Origin of the sequence: Falsiroseomonas sp. E2-1-a4 (assembly GCF_051433165.1) — a bacterium.
Taxonomy (GTDB): Bacteria; Pseudomonadota; Alphaproteobacteria; order Acetobacterales; family Acetobacteraceae; genus Falsiroseomonas.
Genome location: NZ_JBHMFS010000026.1, coordinates 37199 through 56662 on the forward strand (window position 1 = coordinate 37199; position 19464 = coordinate 56662).

Genomic DNA, 19464 nt, shown 5'->3' on the forward strand with positions numbered 1-19464 from the left:
AGTGCCGTGCAGTCTATGACGTACTGGCCTCCGAAGCGCGTGGCGGTCGCTCGGTGTTCCTGCGTTTCCGCGGCGGCGCGCAACTGTGAGGCGACGCTTAGCCGAAATTGAGCCGCGCAACGCCCTTGACCCTCCCATTGGGGCAATCACCACTTCCTTGGCTCGACAGAACCCATGAGGAGGGTGTGATGCATCGCTTTCGGATCGCGAACATGAACTGCGGCGGCTGCGCGAAGGGCGTCACGGCGTCGCTCCGACAGGCCGACCCGCAGGCGGAGGTTGATATCAAGCTGGACACGCGGGAAGCGGCCGTGACGTCGGCCATGGACACAGCGCGGCTGGAACAGGCGTTGCGCGATGGTGGTTGGCAGGTCGAGCGCATCTCCGCCTGATCGCGCGCTGACATGCTTTGTCATGACGGCGTGACGCTGGCGACATGCCGAAGGGGGCAGTCTTGTTCAGCTCGGATCAAAGGAAACCAGCACATGACCCGCCTTGCTTGCTCACTTGCCCTTGCTGCCGGCCTCGCCACCGTCTCCGCCGCAGGCTTCGCCATCGCCCAGGGCACCACACCGCAACCGCAGCCCGGACAGCCCGGGATGATGGGCCAGATGCCCGGCATGCATCAGCCCATGCAGCACATGCAGCACATGCAGCAGCGGCGGATGCCTGGCACGCAGGCGCCCACGGCTGACCCGCACCACCCCCGCGCGGCAGTTCCTGGAACCGCGGCCCAAGGGGCAACTGACGTTTCCCCCTCGACCGCCGCCTTCCTGGCCGCGAATGAGAAGATGCATCGCGACATGGCCATCACCTTCACGGGCGATGCTGACCGCGATTTCGCCGCTTCCATGATCCCGCACCATGAGGGCGCGATCGAGATGGCGCGGGTCCAGCTAGCGCATGGCCGGGACCCGGGGATGCGCAGCCTGGCCGAGGCCGTGATTCGCGCGCAGGAGAGCGAGATCGCCGCCCTGCGCGCCTTTCTGGCACGGCTACGCTGATGGAAGGGGCGGGCCCGCTCCCCGCCCGTCTGCTCCCCGCCCATGGCCGCTGCCGCCGTCGATAGCGATGCCCGCAACGCGGCCGGTCACGAGCTATCGCGCGCTGAGGAGTTAGATGGACATGGAACATCACGGTCCCCACACAGCTAACGGCAAGCACGATCCGCACCCTGAAGCGACTGCGGCGGCATCGGGCACCGTGAAGGATCCGGTCTGCGGCATGACGGTGGATCCGGCGAACACCGCGCACCACGCCGAGCATGCTGGGCAGGCCTACCATTTCTGCTCCGCCGGTTGCCGCACCAAGTTCATTGCCGAACCGGGCAAGTATCTTCAGGCGCGTGCGCCGCTGCGCGCCGAAGCCGTCGCGCCGGGCACCATCTACACCTGCCCGATGCACCCGCAGATCCGGCAGCCAGGCCCTGGAAGTTGCCCGATCTGCGGCATGGCACTCGAAGCTGAAACCCCTTCGGCCGAGACAGGACCCAACCCGGAGCTGGTGGACTTCACCCGGCGCTTCTGGATCGGTCTTGTGCTGACCATCCCGGTCTTCCTGCTGGAAATGGGCGGTCACCTGACGGGGATGATGCACCTCGTCGGCGGGCCGCGCATCGGCAACTGGATTCAACTGACGCTGGCGACGCCCGTGGTGCTCTGGGCGGGCTGGCCGTTCTTCGTCCGCGGCTGGCAGAGCCTGGTGAACCGCAGCCTCAACATGTTCACCCTGATCGCACTCGGCACTGGTGTCGCCTGGGTGTTCAGCGTCGTGGCCACACTGGCCCCCGGCATCTTCCCCGCCGCCTTCCGCGTGGCCGATGGCTCGGTGGCGGTGTATTTCGAGGCGGCGGCCGTCATTGTGGTGCTGGTGCTCCTCGGGCAGGTGCTGGAATTGCGGGCGCGCGAGCAGACCGGCGGCGCCATCCGGGCGCTACTGGACCTCGCGCCGGCCCAGGCCCGGCGGCTGCGGGACGATGGATCGGATGAGGACGTCCCGCTCGCGGCCATCGTGGTCGGCGATCGGCTCCGCGTTCGTCCAGGCGATAAGGTGCCACTTGATGGCGCGGTGCTGGAGGGTGCCTCCAACGTCGATGAGAGCTTGGTAACCGGTGAGGCAGTACCGGTCACCAAGGGGGTAGGCGATCAGGTGGTGGGCGGCACGCTGAACGGCCAGGGCAGTTTCGTCATGCGCGCGGATCGCGTTGGGCAGGACACGGTGTTGGCGCAGATCGTGCGCATGGTCGCGGGCGCACAGCGTTCCCGCGCGCCGATCCAGCGCCTGGCCGACCAGGTCAGTGGCTGGTTCGTACCCGTGGTGGTCGCCATCGCGCTGCTTGCCTTCGCAGTCTGGGCGATGTGGGGGCCGGAGCCGCGCCTCGCCTTCGCGCTGGTCGCGGCCGTGACAGTGCTGATCATCGCCTGCCCGTGTGCGCTGGGGCTGGCGACACCGATGTCCATCATGGTGGGCGTCGGGCGGGGCGCGCAGGCGGGCGTGCTGATCAAGAACGCCGAGGCACTGGAGCGCATGGAGCGGATCGACACGCTCGTTGTCGACAAGACGGGAACGCTTACGCAAGGGCGGCCGGATGTGGTGGCGGTGATCCCGGCAACAGGTGTGGCCGAAGAGGAGGTGTTGCGCCTGGCTGCGGGGTTGGAACGACCCAGCCAGCATCCCCTTGCCGAAGCCGTGGTGCGGGCGGCGGAGAAGCGCGGGATCGCCGTGCCGGCAGTAGAGGGCTTTGATGCCCCCACTGGCCGTGGCGTGACCGGCACGGTCGATGGACGCCAAGTTGCAGTAGGCAATGCCCGGTTGATGGACGAGGCCAAGGTGGATGTCGGCGCGCTTTCGGCCGAAGCCGAGCGTCTGCGCGGTGATGGCGCCACGGTCTTCTTCGTGGCGGTGGATGGCCGCGCCTTCGGAATCGTCGCCGTGGCCGATCCGGTGAAGGAGACAACGGCGGCAGCCCTCGCGGGCCTCGCGAAAGAGGGCGTGCGGGTGGTGATGCTGACGGGCGACAACCGCACGACGGCCGAGGCCGTGGCGCGGCGCCTCGGCATCACCGAGGTGGAGGCGGAGGTTCTTCCCGAGGACAAGCAGCGCATCATCGAAAAGTTGAAGGCCGAGGGACGTCGCGTGGCGATGGCCGGCGATGGTGTGAATGACGCGCCGGCGCTGGCCGCGGCCGAGGTGGGCATCGCCATGGGCACCGGTACGGCCGTGGCGATCGAGAGCGCCGGTGTGACGCTGCTTGGTGGCGACCTGATGGGGATTGTCCGGGCGCGGCGATTGTCCGAGGCCGTGATGGGTAACATCCGGCAGAACCTGTTCTTCGCGTTCGCCTACAATGCGGCCGGCGTGCCGATCGCAGCGGGGGTGCTCTACCCAACGTTCGGCATCCTGCTGTCACCGATCATTGCGGCTGCGGCGATGGCGCTGTCTTCGGTGAGCGTGGTGGGGAACGCGTTGCGGCTACGGACGACGCATTTGGATTGAAAGGCGCCAGTAACGAAGCCGCATGTCGCGCACGCACGCCCGGATGCGGGAGGGCGGCATGCAGGTGATGGAGGTGGACGACTTCGGCGTCGTCGAAGGTCGCTGCTGGCCCGATCTCTGGCGCGGTGAGGAGCACACAAAATCCGTGGCTGCCGTCGAGGAGGCTCTGCGTGGCGGGAAGTAGCGACGGAACCTCGCGCCCGAAACCGTCGGGTTCCTGATGCCGCGCGGGTCACCGACATCCGGGTCTGTCGCGCCAACGTCGTGCTGCCGCGCATCCTTGGGTCCTGCACGCAGTACGCGACCTGCAGGACTTGCCGCAGGACCTCTAGAGCCGTTGAGTGTCACGCAGACTCCGCCTCGGCCAGTGGGTTCCGCAGCACCACTGTCATAATCCGTGTCACGACCGCGCCCAGGCCAAACACCGTTACGGTCGCGTTCTGCACGAAGCCGGCGACGGGCGCGGGCAGCGGGCACTGATGCGTGTACCAACACCCGCCTGCCACGGCCGCGACGAGGCGTACGCCGAGGAAGTCGAAACGAAGGACGCCCAAGCCACCAACGCCTTCCTTGGCCTCATTCCCGCTTTGCCGTCCAACGGTCTTGCCGGTAATGGGCAAGCGTCTCGATCCGCAGCAAAACCTCATGGCTCAGAGCGAACCCTTTAACTACCGCCGCCAAGGCGGCCGCCGATCCCCTCAACCAACCTTCACCCTGGCTTCCCATCCGCGCGCGGGCCAAGGAGCATCGGCGCGTAGACCAGCAGGATCAGCAGAAACGCGGTCACCCAGCACAGTGCTGCGGCAATCAGCACGACCAGCGCATCCGCCCCGGCGAGGTGACTGAAACCGCGTAACAGCGCCGCGGTCACCAGCAGCACATATGCGGCGACCGCTGCCGGTGCCGCGACCAGCACGTTTCCGGTATGCCCGAGCGTTGCGCGCGTCATGACCGCGACGATCATCAGCGACACCGCGCCCGCCATTTGCAGGTGCAGCCAAGCCGATGCCCACGGCGCTCCGGTCAGGTGCGAGACGGCCTTCACGGCGAGCGCCAGCGGGATCAGCGCATAAGCCAGGTGCAGTATCCACAGGATCGGCCAGCGGAGCGTTCGCAGCCCGTGCCAACGTGACAGGCGCAGCGCCACCAGCGCCGCTGCGATCGCCGCCACCAGCCCGGCCAGCACGCCCCCAGGTGCGGCCAGATCCACCACCGCCACCGCCGCCACGGCCAGGATCGCAGCGCGGTCCACACCCGGCAGTGGCTTGGCTTCCGCCGGCCGCGGTGTCTTGCGCAGTGCGTTCAGTGTGAAGGACGGCACGATCCGCCCGCCGATCAGGACGACCAACAACAGCGCCATGTCCGCCATCAGCAATTGCCCGACCGCCCAGCCCGGCGAGGCCCACCAATCGGCTTCCTCGGCCAGCATCATCACCTGCCCGGACCAGAACACCAGCACCAGCGCAGGCGGGCCGAACAGACGGGGCGCCTTCGCCTTCAACAGCGCCGGCAGCACCAGCAAAAGCGTTGCAGGCAGTGGCGTAAGGGCAAGCAACGCCGCAATCTCGATGGGCACCGGGGAGCCCGGCAGCATCGCGAAGCGCGCCGCCAGGAACAGCGTTGCCAGAGCGACCAACGGCGCGCCGGAATAACCACGCCGACCTGTCCAATTCGGGATCGCCGTCATCAGAAAGCCGATCATGGCCGCAGCGACGAATCCGCCCAGCGCCTCATGCGCATGCCATCGTACCGGTGGCAGCGGACCCTCCGGCAGGGCAAAACCGGCCAGCGTCAGTACCCAGACGCCAATGGCGGCCGGCGCCACCAACCCTGCCATCAGGAAGAAGGGTCGGAAGCCATGCGCGAACAGCGCCATCACGCCCCCTTCGGCCGAAAGGCAATGCAGACGGCGGGGTCCGTCTCGATCCGCGGTCCTTCGATCAGGTCGATGCAGTAGGGAATCGCCGGGAAGACCGCTGCCAGGCATTCGGCGATGGCCGAGGGTTTGCCTGGCAGGTTGACGATGAGGCTTCGCCCACGCGTACCGGCCATCTGGCGCGAGAGAATCGCGGTCGGTACGGAGCGCAACGAGACGGCGCGCATCAATTCCCCAAAACCCGGCAGCACACGGTCGCAGACCGCCTCCGTTGCTTCCGGCGTCACATCGCGCGGTGACGGGCCAGTGCCACCTGTGGTGACGATCAGCGGGCATCGCTCAACATCCGCCAGCTCGCGCAACGCAGCCTCTATGGCTGGACGTTCGTCGGGAACAAGGCGCCGCACCGCCTGCCAAGGGGAAGCCATGATGCGCGTGAGTGCCGCTTCGATGCCCGGCCCCCCCTGGTCTGCGTAGATGCCTCGAAACGCGCGGTCGGAGATGGTGACCACGCCAATCCGGACCGCCGCACCAGCATGAACTGGCTCCGCCGATATCATGCGCCGCGCGGCCCGGGCTGGGTTGGCGCAGGCGCTGCCACTGCAGGAAAAAGAGGGTTCAGTGCCAGATCACCATCCGGACTGGTCAGGTGGATCTCTCGCGCCAGGTTGCCCGAGAAGGCCCGCCACGGGTCGATGTTGCGGTAGGGCACGGCGATCAGAACGGGTACTCCCTGGTCGATGGCCTCCGCGATCAGCGAGCGAAAGCCGCCACCCTCGACCTCCGTCTTGCCGAATTTGTTCAGGACCAGCAGGTCGGGTGCGCCCCGAAGCGCCATTGACACCAGTTGGATTGCCCGCGCCATCTCTCCAAGGTCGAGACGGCAGCCGCGCGCATGCGGTCCGCGATCCTGCGAAATTTCGATGGCAGCGCCGGTCGAAAGTTCTTCCAGCGTCATGTCACAGCCGATCCGGCCGGCACGCGGCGTATCGTGCTGGATTACGCCTGCGAGTCGACGGCCGGCGGCTTCGAATTGTCGCACAATTCGGCGCAGTACCTGGTCTGCCAGCGCGCTCTCGGCATAAACCAGCGCCGTGATGAGGGGAACATCATTGGTCATCGTGGGATATTATCCATGGGCGGCATGCAGCAGGGTGGTGAGGCCATGTCCTCCAGCCCGATGGCTGAGAAGGCTTCCAGAGCATGGCGGCGCCGCGGGCTGAGGGGCTCGGTTCGCGCCGTGACGCTCTGGTCAATCGAAGGCAGCGCGTCGCGCTCGGCGATGGTCGCCACCGTGGCTCCGAGGTCGCGCAGCAGTCCGTCATGCATGCCGTAGATCCAGCCATGCAAATGCAGATCCACGCCGCGTGCCCAGGCGCCCTCGACGATCGGCGTCGCGGCGACACGCCTGATCTGCATCTCGACATTGAGTTCGCAAAGCCGGTTGAGTTGGCGCTCCGCGTCGCCCATGTCGTCAAACAAGCGGCGATGCTTGCGATAGAACATCGAAAGCGGCTGCAGCCAGTGGTCCACCAGCGCGCCGCGCTCATCCGCCATCGCGCGCTGCACCCCGCCGCAGCCGTAGTGGCCGGAGACGATGATGTGCTGCACATGCAGGACATCAACTGCGTATTCCAGCACCGCGAGAATGTTCATGTCGCTGGTATGGACGATGTTGGCGATGTTCCGATGCACGAAGACCTCACCGGGATCGAGACCCAGCACATCATTCGCGGTGATGCGGCTATCAGAACAACCGATCCATAGATATTTCGGTGCCTGCTGCTCCGAGAGCCGCCGGAAGAAGGTGGGGTCCTGCTCCGTCTTACGGTCGGCCCAGGCGACGTTGCGGTCAAACAGGTGATCGAGGCTGATCATGCGCCCTCCACTCCCCGCCGCAGCTTCATGCCGCGGCTGATAGCCTTCAGGTCAGGTCGCGTCAGGCGAATGCGCGCCAGCGCCAGCACCACGCCATTTTCAAGCGCCAAATGCCGCATCTCGCTAGCGGCATAGGCCTGCATCGCCTCCCCCGGCGCGATGTCGATGTGCACCGTGTCGTCGGCGGGCTTTGCGGAAAGAGCCTCCACAATAATGTCGGCCATCGCCGCACCCTGGCGGTGTTCCTCCCCGAGCCGCGCCAAGGTGATGCCAAGTCCATCCGCCGGCAACGCACGGCGCCGGAGCATCGGATAGAGGTCGAGATCCTCATCCTCGTGATGCAGGCAAAGATCACCCGTCAGATAGGCGGTCATTCTGTCGGCCTCGGCGCGGCTCGCCACGCGCTCGGTCGCAAAACGCCGCAGCACCACGCAGACGGCGCGCTGTCGGAGATGGGCCGCAAGGATGTAGGCCAGCGGATCATCCAGCAGGGCGAAGGGCGGTGGTGCGGTATCATCCGAGAGCATCGCCCGGCCCGCCCTTGCCACAGCCACAGCCCGTCGTGGCCGGCCCCGCAGCATCGCGGGCCAGCGACCAACGGAGCATCCTGTCTAGCGTGGTGCGCGCCGGATCGTCGCTGCGCTCGATCGCCGTCATCAGCGCGAGCCAATCCTCGCTCGTGGCATCCGCGGCAAAGCGCCTGGTGGCGCCACACACGTAATCGGCCGGGCTCTCGTCGTGCAGTTCTCCCATGGCCTGGACCTCGGTGAGGAGGATGATATCGCCCATCGCGTCGAGAGCTTCGGCTGCGTCGGCCTCATTGCCCAGGCGCTTTAGAATGGTGCCGAGCAGCATGGCATCACCTCACTGAACAAGCGGCGAGGCTGACGCATCCAGGTCGATGCCCTGGATGTCAGCCCGACCGGCCAGGATTGAGACATATTGCCGGATTGCCGCGCGCCGGACCTTTTCACCCATCCATTCGGCGATGCGCCCCTGCACCATTTCGAAGGGCAGGTCGCGCCCTTCGATTCGCCGGTCGAGCGCCACGATATGCAGGCCGTAGCGCGTCTCCACCGGCTCCGGATGAATGGAGCCCACGGTGATGCGCGCCAATGCTTCCTCGAACTCGGGCACCGTCTGCCGAGGTCCAATCTGGCCAAGGTTGCCGGCGGTCTTGCCTGATGGGCAGGCGGAGTGGGCGAGTGCCAGGGCTGCGAACTCGCCCGGTTCGAGCGCCAGACGCGCCAGGATCGCAGCAGCCACCGCAGGACTCTCAGGCTGGTTCGCGGGCAGTAGAATATGACGCGCTTCGTAGATATCTGGCGTGCGGAACCGGCGCCGGTTCTGGTCATGAAAGCGCCGGCAGGCAGCCTCGTCGGCCTCGGGTGTGCGGACCTCGCGCTCGATCAGGCAACGGACCAGTGCTTCCTCGTCGGTTTCACGACGGCCCTCTCCATCACTGGCCGGTTCCACCGGAATGGCGAGGCGACGCGCCTCTTGCAGTAGAAGCTCACGCACCACCAGCGCGGCGGAGGCGGCCTTCATGGCGTCGAGCGGCTTGCCGGCTGGGTGATTCTGCGTTTCCTGCGCGATGGCGGCGCGGGAGATCGCCACACCGTTCACGCTGATCGTCTTGCGGCTGCCAGGCAGCGCGGGCTTTACCGCGCAGGCGGAGGTTGTGCTCATCGTCTTCACTCCGCTGCCTGGCTCGGGGCGGGCTTCACGCCCGGGGCGCCCAGCGGCCGGCGGCTGCGCACAACCTGGTAGCCGCGCCGCCCCAGATACCAGACGGGCGCCGACCACACATGCACCAGGCGTGAGAAGGGGAAGAGCAGAAAGATCGTCATGCCCAGCACGAGGTGCGCGAGAAAGGGGAAGGCCAGCCCCTGCAACGTTTTCGCATCGACCGGCTGCAGCGTGAGGATACCCTGCGCCCAGTACGACAACGTCAGCATCACCGACCCGTCGGAGTGCGCGAACGAGAAGGGCAGCGTGATAAGGCCAAGCGAAAGCTGCACCCAGAGGATGATGAGCACCGCGAGATCCATGTAGGTGGAGGTGACGCGGATGCGCGCATCATACAGCCGGCGATGCAGCAGCAGAGACAGGCCGATGAAGCAGATGAGCCCCGCGATCCCGCCGGCGATGACGGCAATGAGCTGCTTCTGCTCGACCGTGATGAACAGGGTGTAGATGAACTTCGGCGTCAGCAGACCAGCCGCATGGCCGAGGAACAGAAACAGGATGCCGCCATGGAACAGGTTCGAGCCCCAGGTAAGCTGCTTCTTGCGCAGCATCTGACTGGAACTCGCGCGCCAGCTATACTGCTCCCGGTCGAAGCGGATGAGGCTGCCGAGCAGAAAGGCCGTCAGCGCCACATAGGGGTACCAGACGAAGAGGATGTGGAATATGGCGTCGCGCATGATGGATGCTCCTCAGCCGGCGGTGCGATGGGTGACGATGGTGCGCGGCCGCTGGCCCGGCGGGGGCTCCAGCCCCGGCGCTGGGCGCCCGGCTTGGCGCAGCTTGGCGGCCAGGGTATCGGTGCCGCAGGCTGCGGCAACTGAGCCAGGGCCGAAGGTCACTTCCTCCTCCTCCCAGGCGGCATCCAGCGCCTCCAGGTCGTCGGGTTCCGGATCCGGCTCGGCGCGTAGCGCCGCAAGTGCCGCGGCGTCGAGCTTCGCGCGCGACAGCGCGGTGAGGGCCGCGAAGATGGCCTCATAAGGCGAAGACCGCTTGGCCAGCCGTTCCCGGAGTGCCGCGAAGACATGGCCGGGCTGGCCAATCAGCTCGATCGCCTCGGCCGGTGTGCGGGTGGCCGCGTATTCAAGGAACAATGGCAGGAAATCCGGCAGTTCCGCCGTGGTGGGCGTGAAGCCGCCATCTTCATATACCTTGATGAGGTCCACCATGGCCTGGCCACGATCGCGGCTCTCACCATGCACATGCTCGAATAGATGCAACGAGAGCGAGCGCGTGCGGTCGAAGAGCAGGATGTAACGTTCCTGCGCGTCATACAGATCATGTGTTGCGAGATCTGCGATCAGCGCGTCCACCGCCGCCCGCTCCCGCTTTGGTAGCATGGTCTCCCGGTCCAGCACGGCGCGAAGTTCGGCGCCTGCCGCGACGAGATCGGGGGTTGGATAGGTCAGCAGCGCCGAGAGAACCTTGAGCGTGCGCATCACAGCGCCCCCATCTTCGGCTTGTCGTTCTTGAGCTTGATGCCGCCGAACAGATTGCCCGACTGTTCGCTGGGCGAGCAGCCATCGCCAAAGGAGAAGCCGCAGTGGCCGCGCATCTCGTAGGCGTCCTCCGTGACCTCACGATGCGCGGTCGGGATCACGAAGCGGTCTTCGTAATTCGCGATCGCCATGATGTGGTACATGTCTTCGATCTGCGCCGCCGTCATGCCGACACGCTGTGGGATCGTCTCGTCGATGACGCCGTCAACGGTCTTGGCCCGCATGTAGGCGCGCATGGCGAGCATGCGTTCCAGCCCGCTGGCGACGGGCGCTTCATCGCCAGCAGTCAGCAGGTTGGCGAGGTACTTCAGCGGGATGCGCAGCGAGCGCACATCCGGCATCCCACCATCAATGCCCATCTTGCCGGCTTCGGCGGCGGCGGTGATGGGCGAGAGCGGCGGCACGTACCACACCATCGGCAGGGTGCGGTATTCGGGGTGCAGCGGGAAGGCGACCTTCCACTCCATCGCCATCTTCCACACGGGTGAATGGCGGGCTGCTTCCAGCCAGGAGTCGCTGATCCCGTCCGCACGCGCCTGGGCGATGACCGCCGGGTCGTTCGGGTCGCAGAAGATGTCCATCTGCGACTGGTAAAGATCTTTTTCATCGGGAACGCTTGCAGCCGCCTCGATCCGGTCGGCGTCGTAGAGCACCACGCCCAGGTAGCGGATGCGGCCGACGCAGGTCTCGGAGCACACTGTGGGCTGACCCGCCTCGATGCGCGGGTAACAGAAGATGCATTTCTCGGATTTCCCCGAGGACCAGTTGAAGTAGATCTTCTTATAGGGGCAGCCCGAGACGCACATGCGCCAGCCGCGGCACTTGTCCTGGTCGATCAGGACGATGCCATCCTCCTCACGTTTGTAGATCGCGCCCGAGGGGCAGGCCGCCGCGCAGGCCGGATTCAGGCAGTGTTCGCACAGCCGCGGCAGGTACATCATGAAGGTGTTTTCGAACTGCCCGTACATCTCCTTCTGGATGCCTTCGAAGTTCGCATCCTTCGAGCGCTTGGCGAATTCGCCGCCCAGGATTTCCTCCCAGTTCGGCCCCCATTCGATCTTCTCCATCCGCTCGCCGGTGATGAGCGAACGCGGGCGCGCAGTGGGGAAGGCCTCCAGTTCGGGCGCCTTCTGCAGGTGCTCGTAGTCGAAGGTGAAGGGTTCATAGTAGTCGTCGATCTCAGGCATGTTCGGGTTGGCGAAGATGCTCGCAAGCACGCGCCACTTGCCGCCGATGCGCGGCTGGATCTTGCCGCTGCGCAGGCGCTTCCAGCCTCCCTTCCACTTGTCCTGGTTTTCCCAGTCCTTCGGGTAGCCGATGCCGGGCTTGGTCTCGACGTTGTTGAACCAGGCGTATTCCATGCCCTCCCGATTGGTCCAGACGTTCTTGCAGGTCACGGAACAGGTGTGGCAGCCGATACACTTATCGAGGTTGAGCACCATGGCGATCTGCGCGCGGATTTTCATGCCACTTCTCCCGTGACCAGCGTTGCGTCGGCATGCGGACGTTCGAGCCAATCGATCGTGGTCATCTTGCGGACAATGACGAACTCGTCGCGGTTGGTGCCGATCGTGCCGTAGTAGTTGAAATCGTAGGATTGCTGCGCGTAGCCACCGATCATGTGTGTCGGGTTCAGCACGATGCGGGTAACCGAGTTGTGGATGCCGCCGCGGTTGCCCGTCATCTGCGAGCCCGGCACGTTCACGATCTTCTCCTGCGCATGGTACATCATGACCATGCCGTCCTTGACGCGCTGCGAGACGACAGCGCGGGCGACCAGCGCGCCGTTGCTGTTGAAGGCCTCCACCCAATCATTATCCACGATGCCGGCGCGCTTTGCGTCCGGCTCGCTGATCCAGATGCAGGGCCCGCCGCGCGAGAGGGTGAGCATCAGCAAATTGTCGGTGTAGGTGGAGTGGATGCCCCACTTCTGGTGCGGCGTGATGAAGTTCAGCACGATCTGCTTCTCGCCATTCGGCTTCAGATCGATCACCGGCTTGACGGCGCGCAAGTCCACCGGCGGGCGGTAGACGCAGAGCGCCGCGCCAAAGGCCCGCATCCAGAGGTGATCCTGATAGAGCTGCTGCCGCCCCGTCAGCGTGCGCCATGGGATCAGCTCATGCACATTCGTGTAGCCCGCGTTGTAGCAGACCTTCTCGCTTTCCAGTCCTGACCAGGTTGGGGCGGAGATGATCTTGCGCGGCTGAGCCACCACGTCGCGGAAGCGGATCTTCTCGTCTTCCTTCGGTAGCGCGAGATGCGTGTGGTCCAGGCCCGTCGCCTTGCCCAATGCCTGCCAGGCATGGACGGCAACTTCGCCATTCGTCTCGGGCGCGAGCATGAGAATCACCTCCGTCGCGTCGATATCGCTAACGATGCGCGCGAGGCCCTTGTTCGCGCCCTCGGCATGGGTGCCGTTCAGCGCCTTGAGGTGGTTCACCTCATGCCCGGTCTTCCAGGCCATGCCCTTGATGCCGTTTCCGATGCTTTCCATCAGCGGCCCAAGTGCCGTGAAGCGCGCATAGGTCGCGGGGTAGTCGCGCTCCACCTCGAAGACCATCGGCATGGTCTTGCCGGGGATCGGCTCGCATTCGCCGCGCTTCCAGTCACGCGGGTCGAAGGGCTGCGCGATCTCGAGGGCACTATCGTGCTTGATGGGGTTGAGCACGACATCCTTCTCGACGCCCAGTACCTCAGGGGCGACGCGCGAGAAGGCCTCGGCGATGCCCTTGTAGATGTCCCAGTCGCTGCGGGCTTCCCAGGCCGGGTCCACCGCGCTGGTCAGTGGATGGATGAAGGGGTGCATGTCGGAGGTGTTGAGGTCGTTCTTCTCGTACCAGGTGGCCGTTGGCAGCACGATGTCCGAATAGACGCAGGTCGTGGACATGCGGAAATCCAAGGTCACCAGCAGGTCGAGTTTCCCCTCCGGCGCATGCTCATGCCAGACCGCCTCGGTCGCCTTCGCGCGTCCCTCTGGGCCGAGGTCCTTGCCGAGTACGCCATGCGTCGTGCCCAGCAGATGCTTCAGGAAATACTCATGCCCCTTCCCCGACGAGCCCAGCAGGTTGGACCGCCATACGAACATGTTGCGAGGCCAGTTCTTTGGATTGTCCGGGTCTTCGCAAGACAGCTTCAGCGTGCCGTCCTTCAGCCCCTTCGCCACATACTCCTTCGCCGGCATGCCGGCCGCCGCCGCATCCTTCGCCACCTGCAGCGGATTGGTTTCAAGCTGCGGCGCGGAGGGCAGCCAGCCCATCCGTTCGGCGCGGATGTTGTAGTCGATGATCGTGCCGTCCCACGGACCTTTCGGCGCGGTGGGAGAGACGATGTCGCCCACGTTCATCGTCTCATAGCGCCACTGGTCGGTGTGCGCGTAGAAGGCCGAGGTTGAGTTTTGCTGGCGTGGCGGACGGCCCCAATCCAGCGCGAAGGCCAACGGCGCCCAGCCGGCCTGCGGGCGCAGCTTCTCCTGCCCCACATAATGCGCCCATCCGCCGCCCGACTGGCCCACGCAGCCGCACAGCACGAGCATGTTGATGACGCCGCGGTAGTTCATGTCGGCGTGGAACCAATGGTTCATTGCTGCACCGATGATGATCATCGACCGGCCCTTGGTCTTCTCAGCGTTGGTGGCGAATTCGCGCGCCACCTGGATGATCTTGTCGCGGGAGACGCCGGTGATCTTCTCGGCCCAGGCTGGTGTATAGGGCGCCACCTCGTCATAGCTTGTCGCGATGTTGTCGCCGCCGAAGCCGCGATCGACGCCGTAGTTCGCCAGGAACAGGTCGTGCACGCTGGCGACCAGTGTCTCGCCATCCGCCAGCGCCAGGCGCTTCACTGGCACGCGGCGGTTCAGCACGGAGGCATGGGTGGTCGAGGTGAAATGCTCATGCTCGATGTTGCCGAAATAGGGGAAGGCAATCTCCGCCATCTCGTCCTGGATGCCGTCGAGTGAGAGGCGCAGCTTTGCGGCCTCGCCGCTCGACGCTTTTTCCTCCAGGTTCCACTTGCCGCTCTCGCCCCAGCGGAAGCCGATGGTGCCGCGTGGCGCCACGATTTTGCCGGTGGTCTCGTCGAAGGCGACGGTCTTCCACTCGGGATTGTTTGTCTCGCCCAGGGACTGGTCGAGATCAGTGGCCCGAAGGAAGCGTTCCGGCACCAGCTGATCGCCCTGCTGCACCAGCTTCACCAGCATTGGCATGTCGGTATACTGGCGCAGGTAGTCGCGGAAATACGGCACCTGCCGCGCGACGTGGTATTCCTTCAGTATGACGTGTCCCATCGCCATGGCGAGTGCGGAATCCGTGCCCTGCTTCACCGACAGCCAGATGTCGCCGAACTTCGCGGCTTCCGAGTAGTCGGGGCAGATCACCGCGCTCTTCATGCCGCGATAGCGCGCCTCGGTATAGAAATGTGCGTCGGGCGTCCGCGTCTGCGGGACGTTGGAGCCCCACAGGATGATGAAGCCCGCGTTGTACCAATCGGCCGATTCCGGCACGTCGGTCTGCTCGCCCCAAGTCTGTGGGGAGGCCGGCGGCAGATCGCAGTACCAGTCGTAGAAGGACATACAGACGCCGCCGATTAGCGACAGGTAACGCGACCCCGCGGCGTAGGAGACCATCGACATGGCCGGGATGGGCGAAAAACCGAAGATGCGATCCGGGCCATAGGTCTTCGCCGTGTAGGCGTTGGCCGCTGCAATGATCTCCTGCACCTCGTCCCACGGCGCACGCACAAAGCCGCCATGGCCGCGCTTGGTCACGTAGGATGCGCGCTTCTCCGGGTTCTCGACGATGGAGGCCCAGGCAGCCACGGGTGTCATGATCATGCGCGCCTCGCGCCACAGTTTGATGAGGCGGGAGCGCACCAGCGGGTACTTCACCCGATTGCCCGAGTAGAGATACCAACTGTAGGACGCGCCGCGCGAACAGCCGCGCGGTTCATGGTTTGGCAGGTCGGGCCGCGTGCGGGGGTAGTCTGTCTGCTGGGTTTCCCAGGTGACGATGCCGCCCTTCACATAGATCTTCCACGAGCAGGAGCCGGTGCAGTTCGCCCCATGCGTGGACCGCACGATCTTGTCGTGCTGCCAGCGTTTCCGATAGCCGTCTTCCCAGCGGCGATCCTCATTCGTGGTGATGCCGTGGCCGTTCGAGAACGGCTCCTGGAGCTTCTTGAAGAAGGTCAGGCGGTCAAGAAAGTGGCTCATGTCGTGATGCCTCGAATATCTGTCGGGATCATTGTGCGGGGGTGATGGCGGCGCTCGCGCGGCCACCATGCTCGATGTCGTGAAGCAGACCGCCGCGGCGCGTGTAGAACCACCAGGTCGCCAGAACGCAGCTCAGGTAGAAGCCCAGGAAGCTGAAGAGCGCAGTCTCCGCACCACCGGTCATGGCGATGGAGGTGCCGAAGCTCTTGGGGATGAAGAAGGCGCCATAGGCGGCAATGGCGGAGGTGAATCCGATGATGGCTGCCGCTTCCTTGTCCGATTGCTTGACGCGTTCCGCCGCGGTCATCCCGGGCTCAAGCCGCGCCACTTCCTTGCGCATGATCGCGGGGATCATCTGGAAGGTGGAGGCATTGCCGACGCCAGTCGCGGCGAACAGGAACAGGAAGCTCGCGAAGAAGAGCGGGAAGGAGGTCGGCTGACCCTTCATGCCAATCGCGTAGAGGACGCCCAGCACGCCCAAGGACATCGCGATGAAAACCCAGAAGGTGATGCGCCCACCGCCAATCCGGTCGCAGGCCTTGCCCGCCGCTGCGCGCGACAGCGCGCCCACCAGCGGGCCAAGGAAGGCGAGTTGCAGCGCGTTGACCTCGGGGTAGAGGATACGCGACAGCAACGGGAAGGCCGCCGAGAAGCCGATGAAGGAGCCGAAGGTGCCGGTGTAGAGCCAGCACATGATCCAGTTGTGCGTGCGGCGGAAGATCACAGCCTGGTCGGCGAAGGAAGCCTTCATCGTGGCGATGTCGTTCATCCCAAACCAGGCCGCGAAGGCGGAGGCGATGATGAAGGGCACGAAGACGAAGCCGGCATTCTGCAGCCAGAGTGTCGTGGTGACGCCGGCCACGGTTGCGGTCTGCGGCGCACCACCGAGCCAGCCGAAGACACCGGCCGTGATGGCCAGCGGTACGACGAACTGCACGACGCTCACACCCAGATTGCCGAGGCCGGCATTGAGCGCGAGCGCGTTGCCCTTTTCGCGCTTGGGGAAGAAGAACGAGATGTTGGCCATGGAGGAGGCGAAGTTGCCGCCACCGAAGCCGCACAACAGCGCTAGGATCAGGAAGATCCAGTACGGCGTGGCCGGATCCTGCACGGCAAAGCCCATGCCGAGTGCCGGAATGAGCAGCGACCAGGTGGCCAGCGTGGTCCACAGCCGGCCACCGAAGATCGCGGGCATGAAGCTGTAGGCGATGCGCAGCGTCGCGCCGGACAGGCCCGGCAGGGAAGCGAGCCAAAACAGCTGCTCGTTGGTGAAGGCGAAGCCGACGCTCGGCAGCTTTGCCACCACGACGGACCACACCATCCAGACTGCGAAAGACAGCAGCAGGCAGGGCACGGAGATCCAGAGGTTGCGGCGCGCGATCGCACGGCCGCCGCCTTCCCAGAAATCCTTGTCCTCGGGCCGCCAATCCTGGATTGGACCGGTGGCAGCGAGCGCCCCCTGTTGCGCCGTGCCGTGGATTGGCTGCATTTCTGGCAGTTCCGGCAGGGTGCGGACGGCCACGCCCTGCTCGGCCGCCTGCCGTTCCATCTGGCGGATAGCGACATGCATCCAGAGGAGCGAAACCGTGACGATGAGGAAGAGCAGCCAGAAGCAGCTTTGCCACACGCCGGTCAGGTCATTCAGCGCGCCGAAGGCGATGGGCAGCACAAAACCGCCGAGGCCACCGACCAGGCCAACAATGCCGCCCACGGCGCCGACGCGATCTGGGTAGTAGACTGGGATGTGCTTGAACACCGCCGCCTTGCCCAGGCTCATGAAGAAGCCGAGCACGAAGGTCACGACCATGAAGCCTACTAGGCTCATGGACATGCTGAAGCTCACTGGCCCCCGGATGCCCTGCACCACGTACTCAGTCGGCGGGTAGGAAAGGATGAAGGTGCAGACCACCGAGACCAGGAAGGTCCAGTACATGATGCGGCGCGCGCCGAATTTGTCGGACAGGTGGCCGCCATAGGCGCGGAAGATCGAGGCCGGAATGGAATAGGCCGCACCCACCATGCCGGCGGTCACAATATCCAGGCCATAGACGCCGATCAGATAGCGCGGCAGCCACAGCGCCAGCGCCACGAAGGCGCCAAAGACGAAGAAGTAGTAGAGCGCGAACCGCCAGACCTGGATGTTCTTCAGCGGCTCCATCATGGCCGAGAGCGGCTCGGGCTTCGCGCCCGATGCGCGTCGGCGGGCCAGGTCGGGGTCGTCTTTGGTCATCAGGAAAAAGATGATCGCCATGACCAGCAGCGCCGCCGCCCAGATCAGCGCGACGGTCTTCCAGCCATAGGCGACCATGATGACGGGCGCGGCGAATTTGGTGACCGCGGCGCCCACATTGCCGGCGCCAAAGATACCCAGCGCGGTGCCCTGCTTCTCCTTCGGGAACCACTTGGCCACATAGGCGACGCCGACCGAGAAGGAGCCACCGGCGATGCCGACGCCCAATGCGGCGAGCAGGAAGGTCGGGTAGTCATAGGCCAGCGTCAGCAAGGCGGTCATCACCGCGGCCGACAGCATGGTGAAGGTGAACACCATCCGGCCGCCATACTGGTCCGCCCAGATGCCGAGGATCAGGCGGATCAGTGAGCCGGTCAGGATGGGCGTGCCGACCAGCAGGCCGAATTGAGTCTCGCTCAGGCCCAGGTCGCGTTTGATCTGCACGCCGATGATGGCGAAGATCGTCCAGACCGCGAAGCACACTGTGAAGGCAATGGTCGAGAGCCACAGCGCGCGGCCCTGTTCAGGCGTGCCCTGTATGGCGGATGGTGCAGTGGCGCTGGACATTCATGCCCCCTTCCTCACGACGCGCGGCGTCTGGTCGGGAGCAAGTGAAGGTATGGGCGGGTTGACTCTGCTTGATCTAAATCAAGCGCGGCTTGGTCCGGAAGCGAATCAAGACGGCTTCCAGCGCAGGGCATGGCCGCCGTTGGCAGGGATCAATGGCCAAGGCGGCAATTTGCTTAGCTTCGCTTGACAATAGTCAAGCGTCGATTGCCACGGCGGGTTAAGGTGTCGCGCGGGAGGTGAGCAATGCGGAGCCAAGATTTGGAGGAGATGCGGCGCATCCCCTTTTTCCAGCGTGTCGAACCTGACCAGGTCGAGGCCATGCTGCGCGGCGCCTTCCTGCAGCGGTTCCCAGCCCATGTCGAGCTGATCCACACCGGCGAGCCAGCCGACTTCCTGCACGTCGTGGTAGAGGGCACGGTCGAGATGTTCTCGCTTCACCGCGCCCGTGAAACAACGCTTGGCGTTTCGGGGCCAGGTGACAGCTTCATTCTCGCAGCCGTGCTGTTCGACCGCCCCTATCTCCAATCCGCACGGGCCCTGGTGGCGTCGCGGATTCTGATGGTGCCGGCGGACGCCGTGCGCCAGGCTTTTGCCGCCGATGCCGGCTTTGCACGGGCGGTCGCCGAAAACCTCGCTTTGGCCTATCGCGGCGTTATCAAGGAGTTGAAAAACCAGAAGCTGCGGTCCGGACTGGAGCGGTTGGCCAACTGGTTGCTAACGCATGACGCGGAGAATGGCTCTAGCGGGCATTTCGAATTCCCCTTCGACAAGAAGGTGCTCGCGGCACGCCTGGGCATGGCGCCGGAAGTACTGTCGCGGTCCTTCGCGGCGCTTGGCGCGTACCACGTCGTGGTGCAAGGTCCATCCGTCGTCATTCAAGACGTGGCCGCGCTGCGCAAGCTGGCTCAGCCCTGCTCCACCATCGATGGGACCAGCCTGTAGTGCATCGCCGATGCTGACGTCC

Annotated in this window: 18 protein-coding genes; 5 read left to right on the forward strand and 13 right to left on the reverse strand. The window is 65.2% G+C overall.

From position 1 onward, the window contains the following. Window positions 1-188: 188 nt before the first annotated feature. From ACFHNC_RS21545 to ACFHNC_RS21560, 4 genes are all read left to right on the forward strand, one after another. The gene (locus ACFHNC_RS21545; RefSeq protein ID WP_437171302.1) at window positions 189-392 is read left to right on the forward strand and encodes a heavy-metal-associated domain-containing protein; all 204 of its coding nucleotides are present in this window, start codon (window positions 189-191) and stop codon (window positions 390-392) included. Window positions 393-485: 93 nt separating this feature from the next. Next, on the forward strand, window positions 486-1004 hold the full coding sequence (gene copM, locus ACFHNC_RS21550) for a CopM family metallochaperone (RefSeq protein WP_437171303.1): 519 nt from the start codon (window positions 486-488) through the stop codon (window positions 1002-1004). A 121-nt stretch (window positions 1005-1125) separates the two neighbouring features. Continuing rightward, a complete protein-coding gene (locus ACFHNC_RS21555) occupies window positions 1126-3495 on the forward strand; it encodes a heavy metal translocating P-type ATPase (RefSeq protein WP_437171304.1) in 2370 nt (789 codons plus the stop codon). Window positions 3496-3517: 22 nt separating this feature from the next. Further along, the gene (locus ACFHNC_RS21560) at window positions 3518-3679 is read left to right on the forward strand and encodes a hypothetical protein (protein WP_437171305.1); all 162 of its coding nucleotides are present in this window, start codon (window positions 3518-3520) and stop codon (window positions 3677-3679) included. 160 nt (window positions 3680-3839) lie between these two features. Here ACFHNC_RS21560 and ACFHNC_RS21565 read toward each other — a convergent pair whose 3' ends face one another. The 13 genes from ACFHNC_RS21565 to ACFHNC_RS21625 all read right to left on the reverse strand — a co-directional run bounded on the left by ACFHNC_RS21565 (window position 3840) and on the right by ACFHNC_RS21625 (window position 18497). Next, a complete protein-coding gene (locus ACFHNC_RS21565; protein WP_437171306.1) occupies window positions 3840-4115 on the reverse strand; it encodes a hypothetical protein in 276 nt (91 codons plus the stop codon). Window positions 4116-4204: 89 nt separating this feature from the next. Beyond that, entirely contained in the window at window positions 4205-5371 is a 1167-nt protein-coding gene (locus ACFHNC_RS21570; RefSeq protein WP_437171307.1) for an NnrS family protein, read from the reverse strand. Then, window positions 5371-5931: a molybdopterin adenylyltransferase gene (gene mog / locus ACFHNC_RS21575; protein WP_437171308.1), complete on the reverse strand. Its 561-nt coding sequence runs from the start codon at window positions 5929-5931 to the stop codon at window positions 5371-5373. The genes ACFHNC_RS21570 and mog overlap by 1 nt, the downstream gene beginning before the upstream one ends. Next, a complete protein-coding gene (locus tag ACFHNC_RS21580) occupies window positions 5928-6491 on the reverse strand; it encodes a DUF2478 domain-containing protein (protein ID WP_437171309.1) in 564 nt (187 codons plus the stop codon). The genes mog and ACFHNC_RS21580 overlap by 4 nt, the downstream gene beginning before the upstream one ends. Then, window positions 6488-7249 carry a carbonic anhydrase gene (locus tag ACFHNC_RS21585; protein WP_437171310.1) on the reverse strand — a complete coding sequence of 254 codons (762 nt, stop codon included), beginning with the start codon at window positions 7247-7249 and terminating at the stop codon, window positions 6488-6490. The genes ACFHNC_RS21580 and ACFHNC_RS21585 overlap by 4 nt, the downstream gene beginning before the upstream one ends. After that, window positions 7246-7776, reverse strand: coding sequence for a hemerythrin domain-containing protein (locus ACFHNC_RS21590; RefSeq protein WP_437171311.1), 531 nt, complete (start codon window positions 7774-7776; stop codon window positions 7246-7248). The genes ACFHNC_RS21585 and ACFHNC_RS21590 overlap by 4 nt, the downstream gene beginning before the upstream one ends. Continuing rightward, window positions 7763-8104, reverse strand: a complete 342-nt coding sequence (locus ACFHNC_RS21595) for a hypothetical protein (protein WP_437171312.1) — start codon at window positions 8102-8104, stop codon at window positions 7763-7765. Before ACFHNC_RS21595 ends, ACFHNC_RS21590 begins: the two co-directional genes overlap by 14 nt. A gap of 9 nt (window positions 8105-8113) precedes the next feature. Beyond that, entirely contained in the window at window positions 8114-8938 is an 825-nt protein-coding gene (locus ACFHNC_RS21600) for a peptidylprolyl isomerase (RefSeq protein WP_437171313.1), read from the reverse strand. Between the two features lie 5 nt (window positions 8939-8943). Next, window positions 8944-9675: a respiratory nitrate reductase subunit gamma gene (gene narI / locus ACFHNC_RS21605; RefSeq protein WP_437171314.1), complete on the reverse strand. Its 732-nt coding sequence runs from the start codon at window positions 9673-9675 to the stop codon at window positions 8944-8946. 12 nt (window positions 9676-9687) lie between these two features. Further along, window positions 9688-10434, reverse strand: a complete 747-nt coding sequence (gene narJ, locus ACFHNC_RS21610) for a nitrate reductase molybdenum cofactor assembly chaperone (protein ID WP_437171315.1) — start codon at window positions 10432-10434, stop codon at window positions 9688-9690. Continuing rightward, on the reverse strand, window positions 10434-11960 hold the full coding sequence (gene narH / locus ACFHNC_RS21615; protein ID WP_437171316.1) for a nitrate reductase subunit beta: 1527 nt from the start codon (window positions 11958-11960) through the stop codon (window positions 10434-10436). Before narH ends, narJ begins: the two co-directional genes overlap by 1 nt. After that, the gene (locus tag ACFHNC_RS21620; protein ID WP_437171317.1) at window positions 11957-15700 is read right to left on the reverse strand and encodes a nitrate reductase subunit alpha; all 3744 of its coding nucleotides are present in this window, start codon (window positions 15698-15700) and stop codon (window positions 11957-11959) included. The genes narH and ACFHNC_RS21620 overlap by 4 nt, the downstream gene beginning before the upstream one ends. A 28-nt stretch (window positions 15701-15728) precedes the next feature. Continuing rightward, a complete protein-coding gene (locus ACFHNC_RS21625; protein ID WP_437171318.1) occupies window positions 15729-18497 on the reverse strand; it encodes a nitrate/nitrite transporter in 2769 nt (922 codons plus the stop codon). Window positions 18498-18743: 246 nt separating this feature from the next. On the opposite strand from ACFHNC_RS21625, the gene ACFHNC_RS21630 reads away from it, so the two are divergent. Further along, window positions 18744-19442, forward strand: a complete 699-nt coding sequence (locus ACFHNC_RS21630) for a cyclic nucleotide-binding domain-containing protein (RefSeq protein WP_437171319.1) — start codon at window positions 18744-18746, stop codon at window positions 19440-19442. The last annotated feature ends 22 nt before the right edge of the window (window positions 19443-19464 follow it).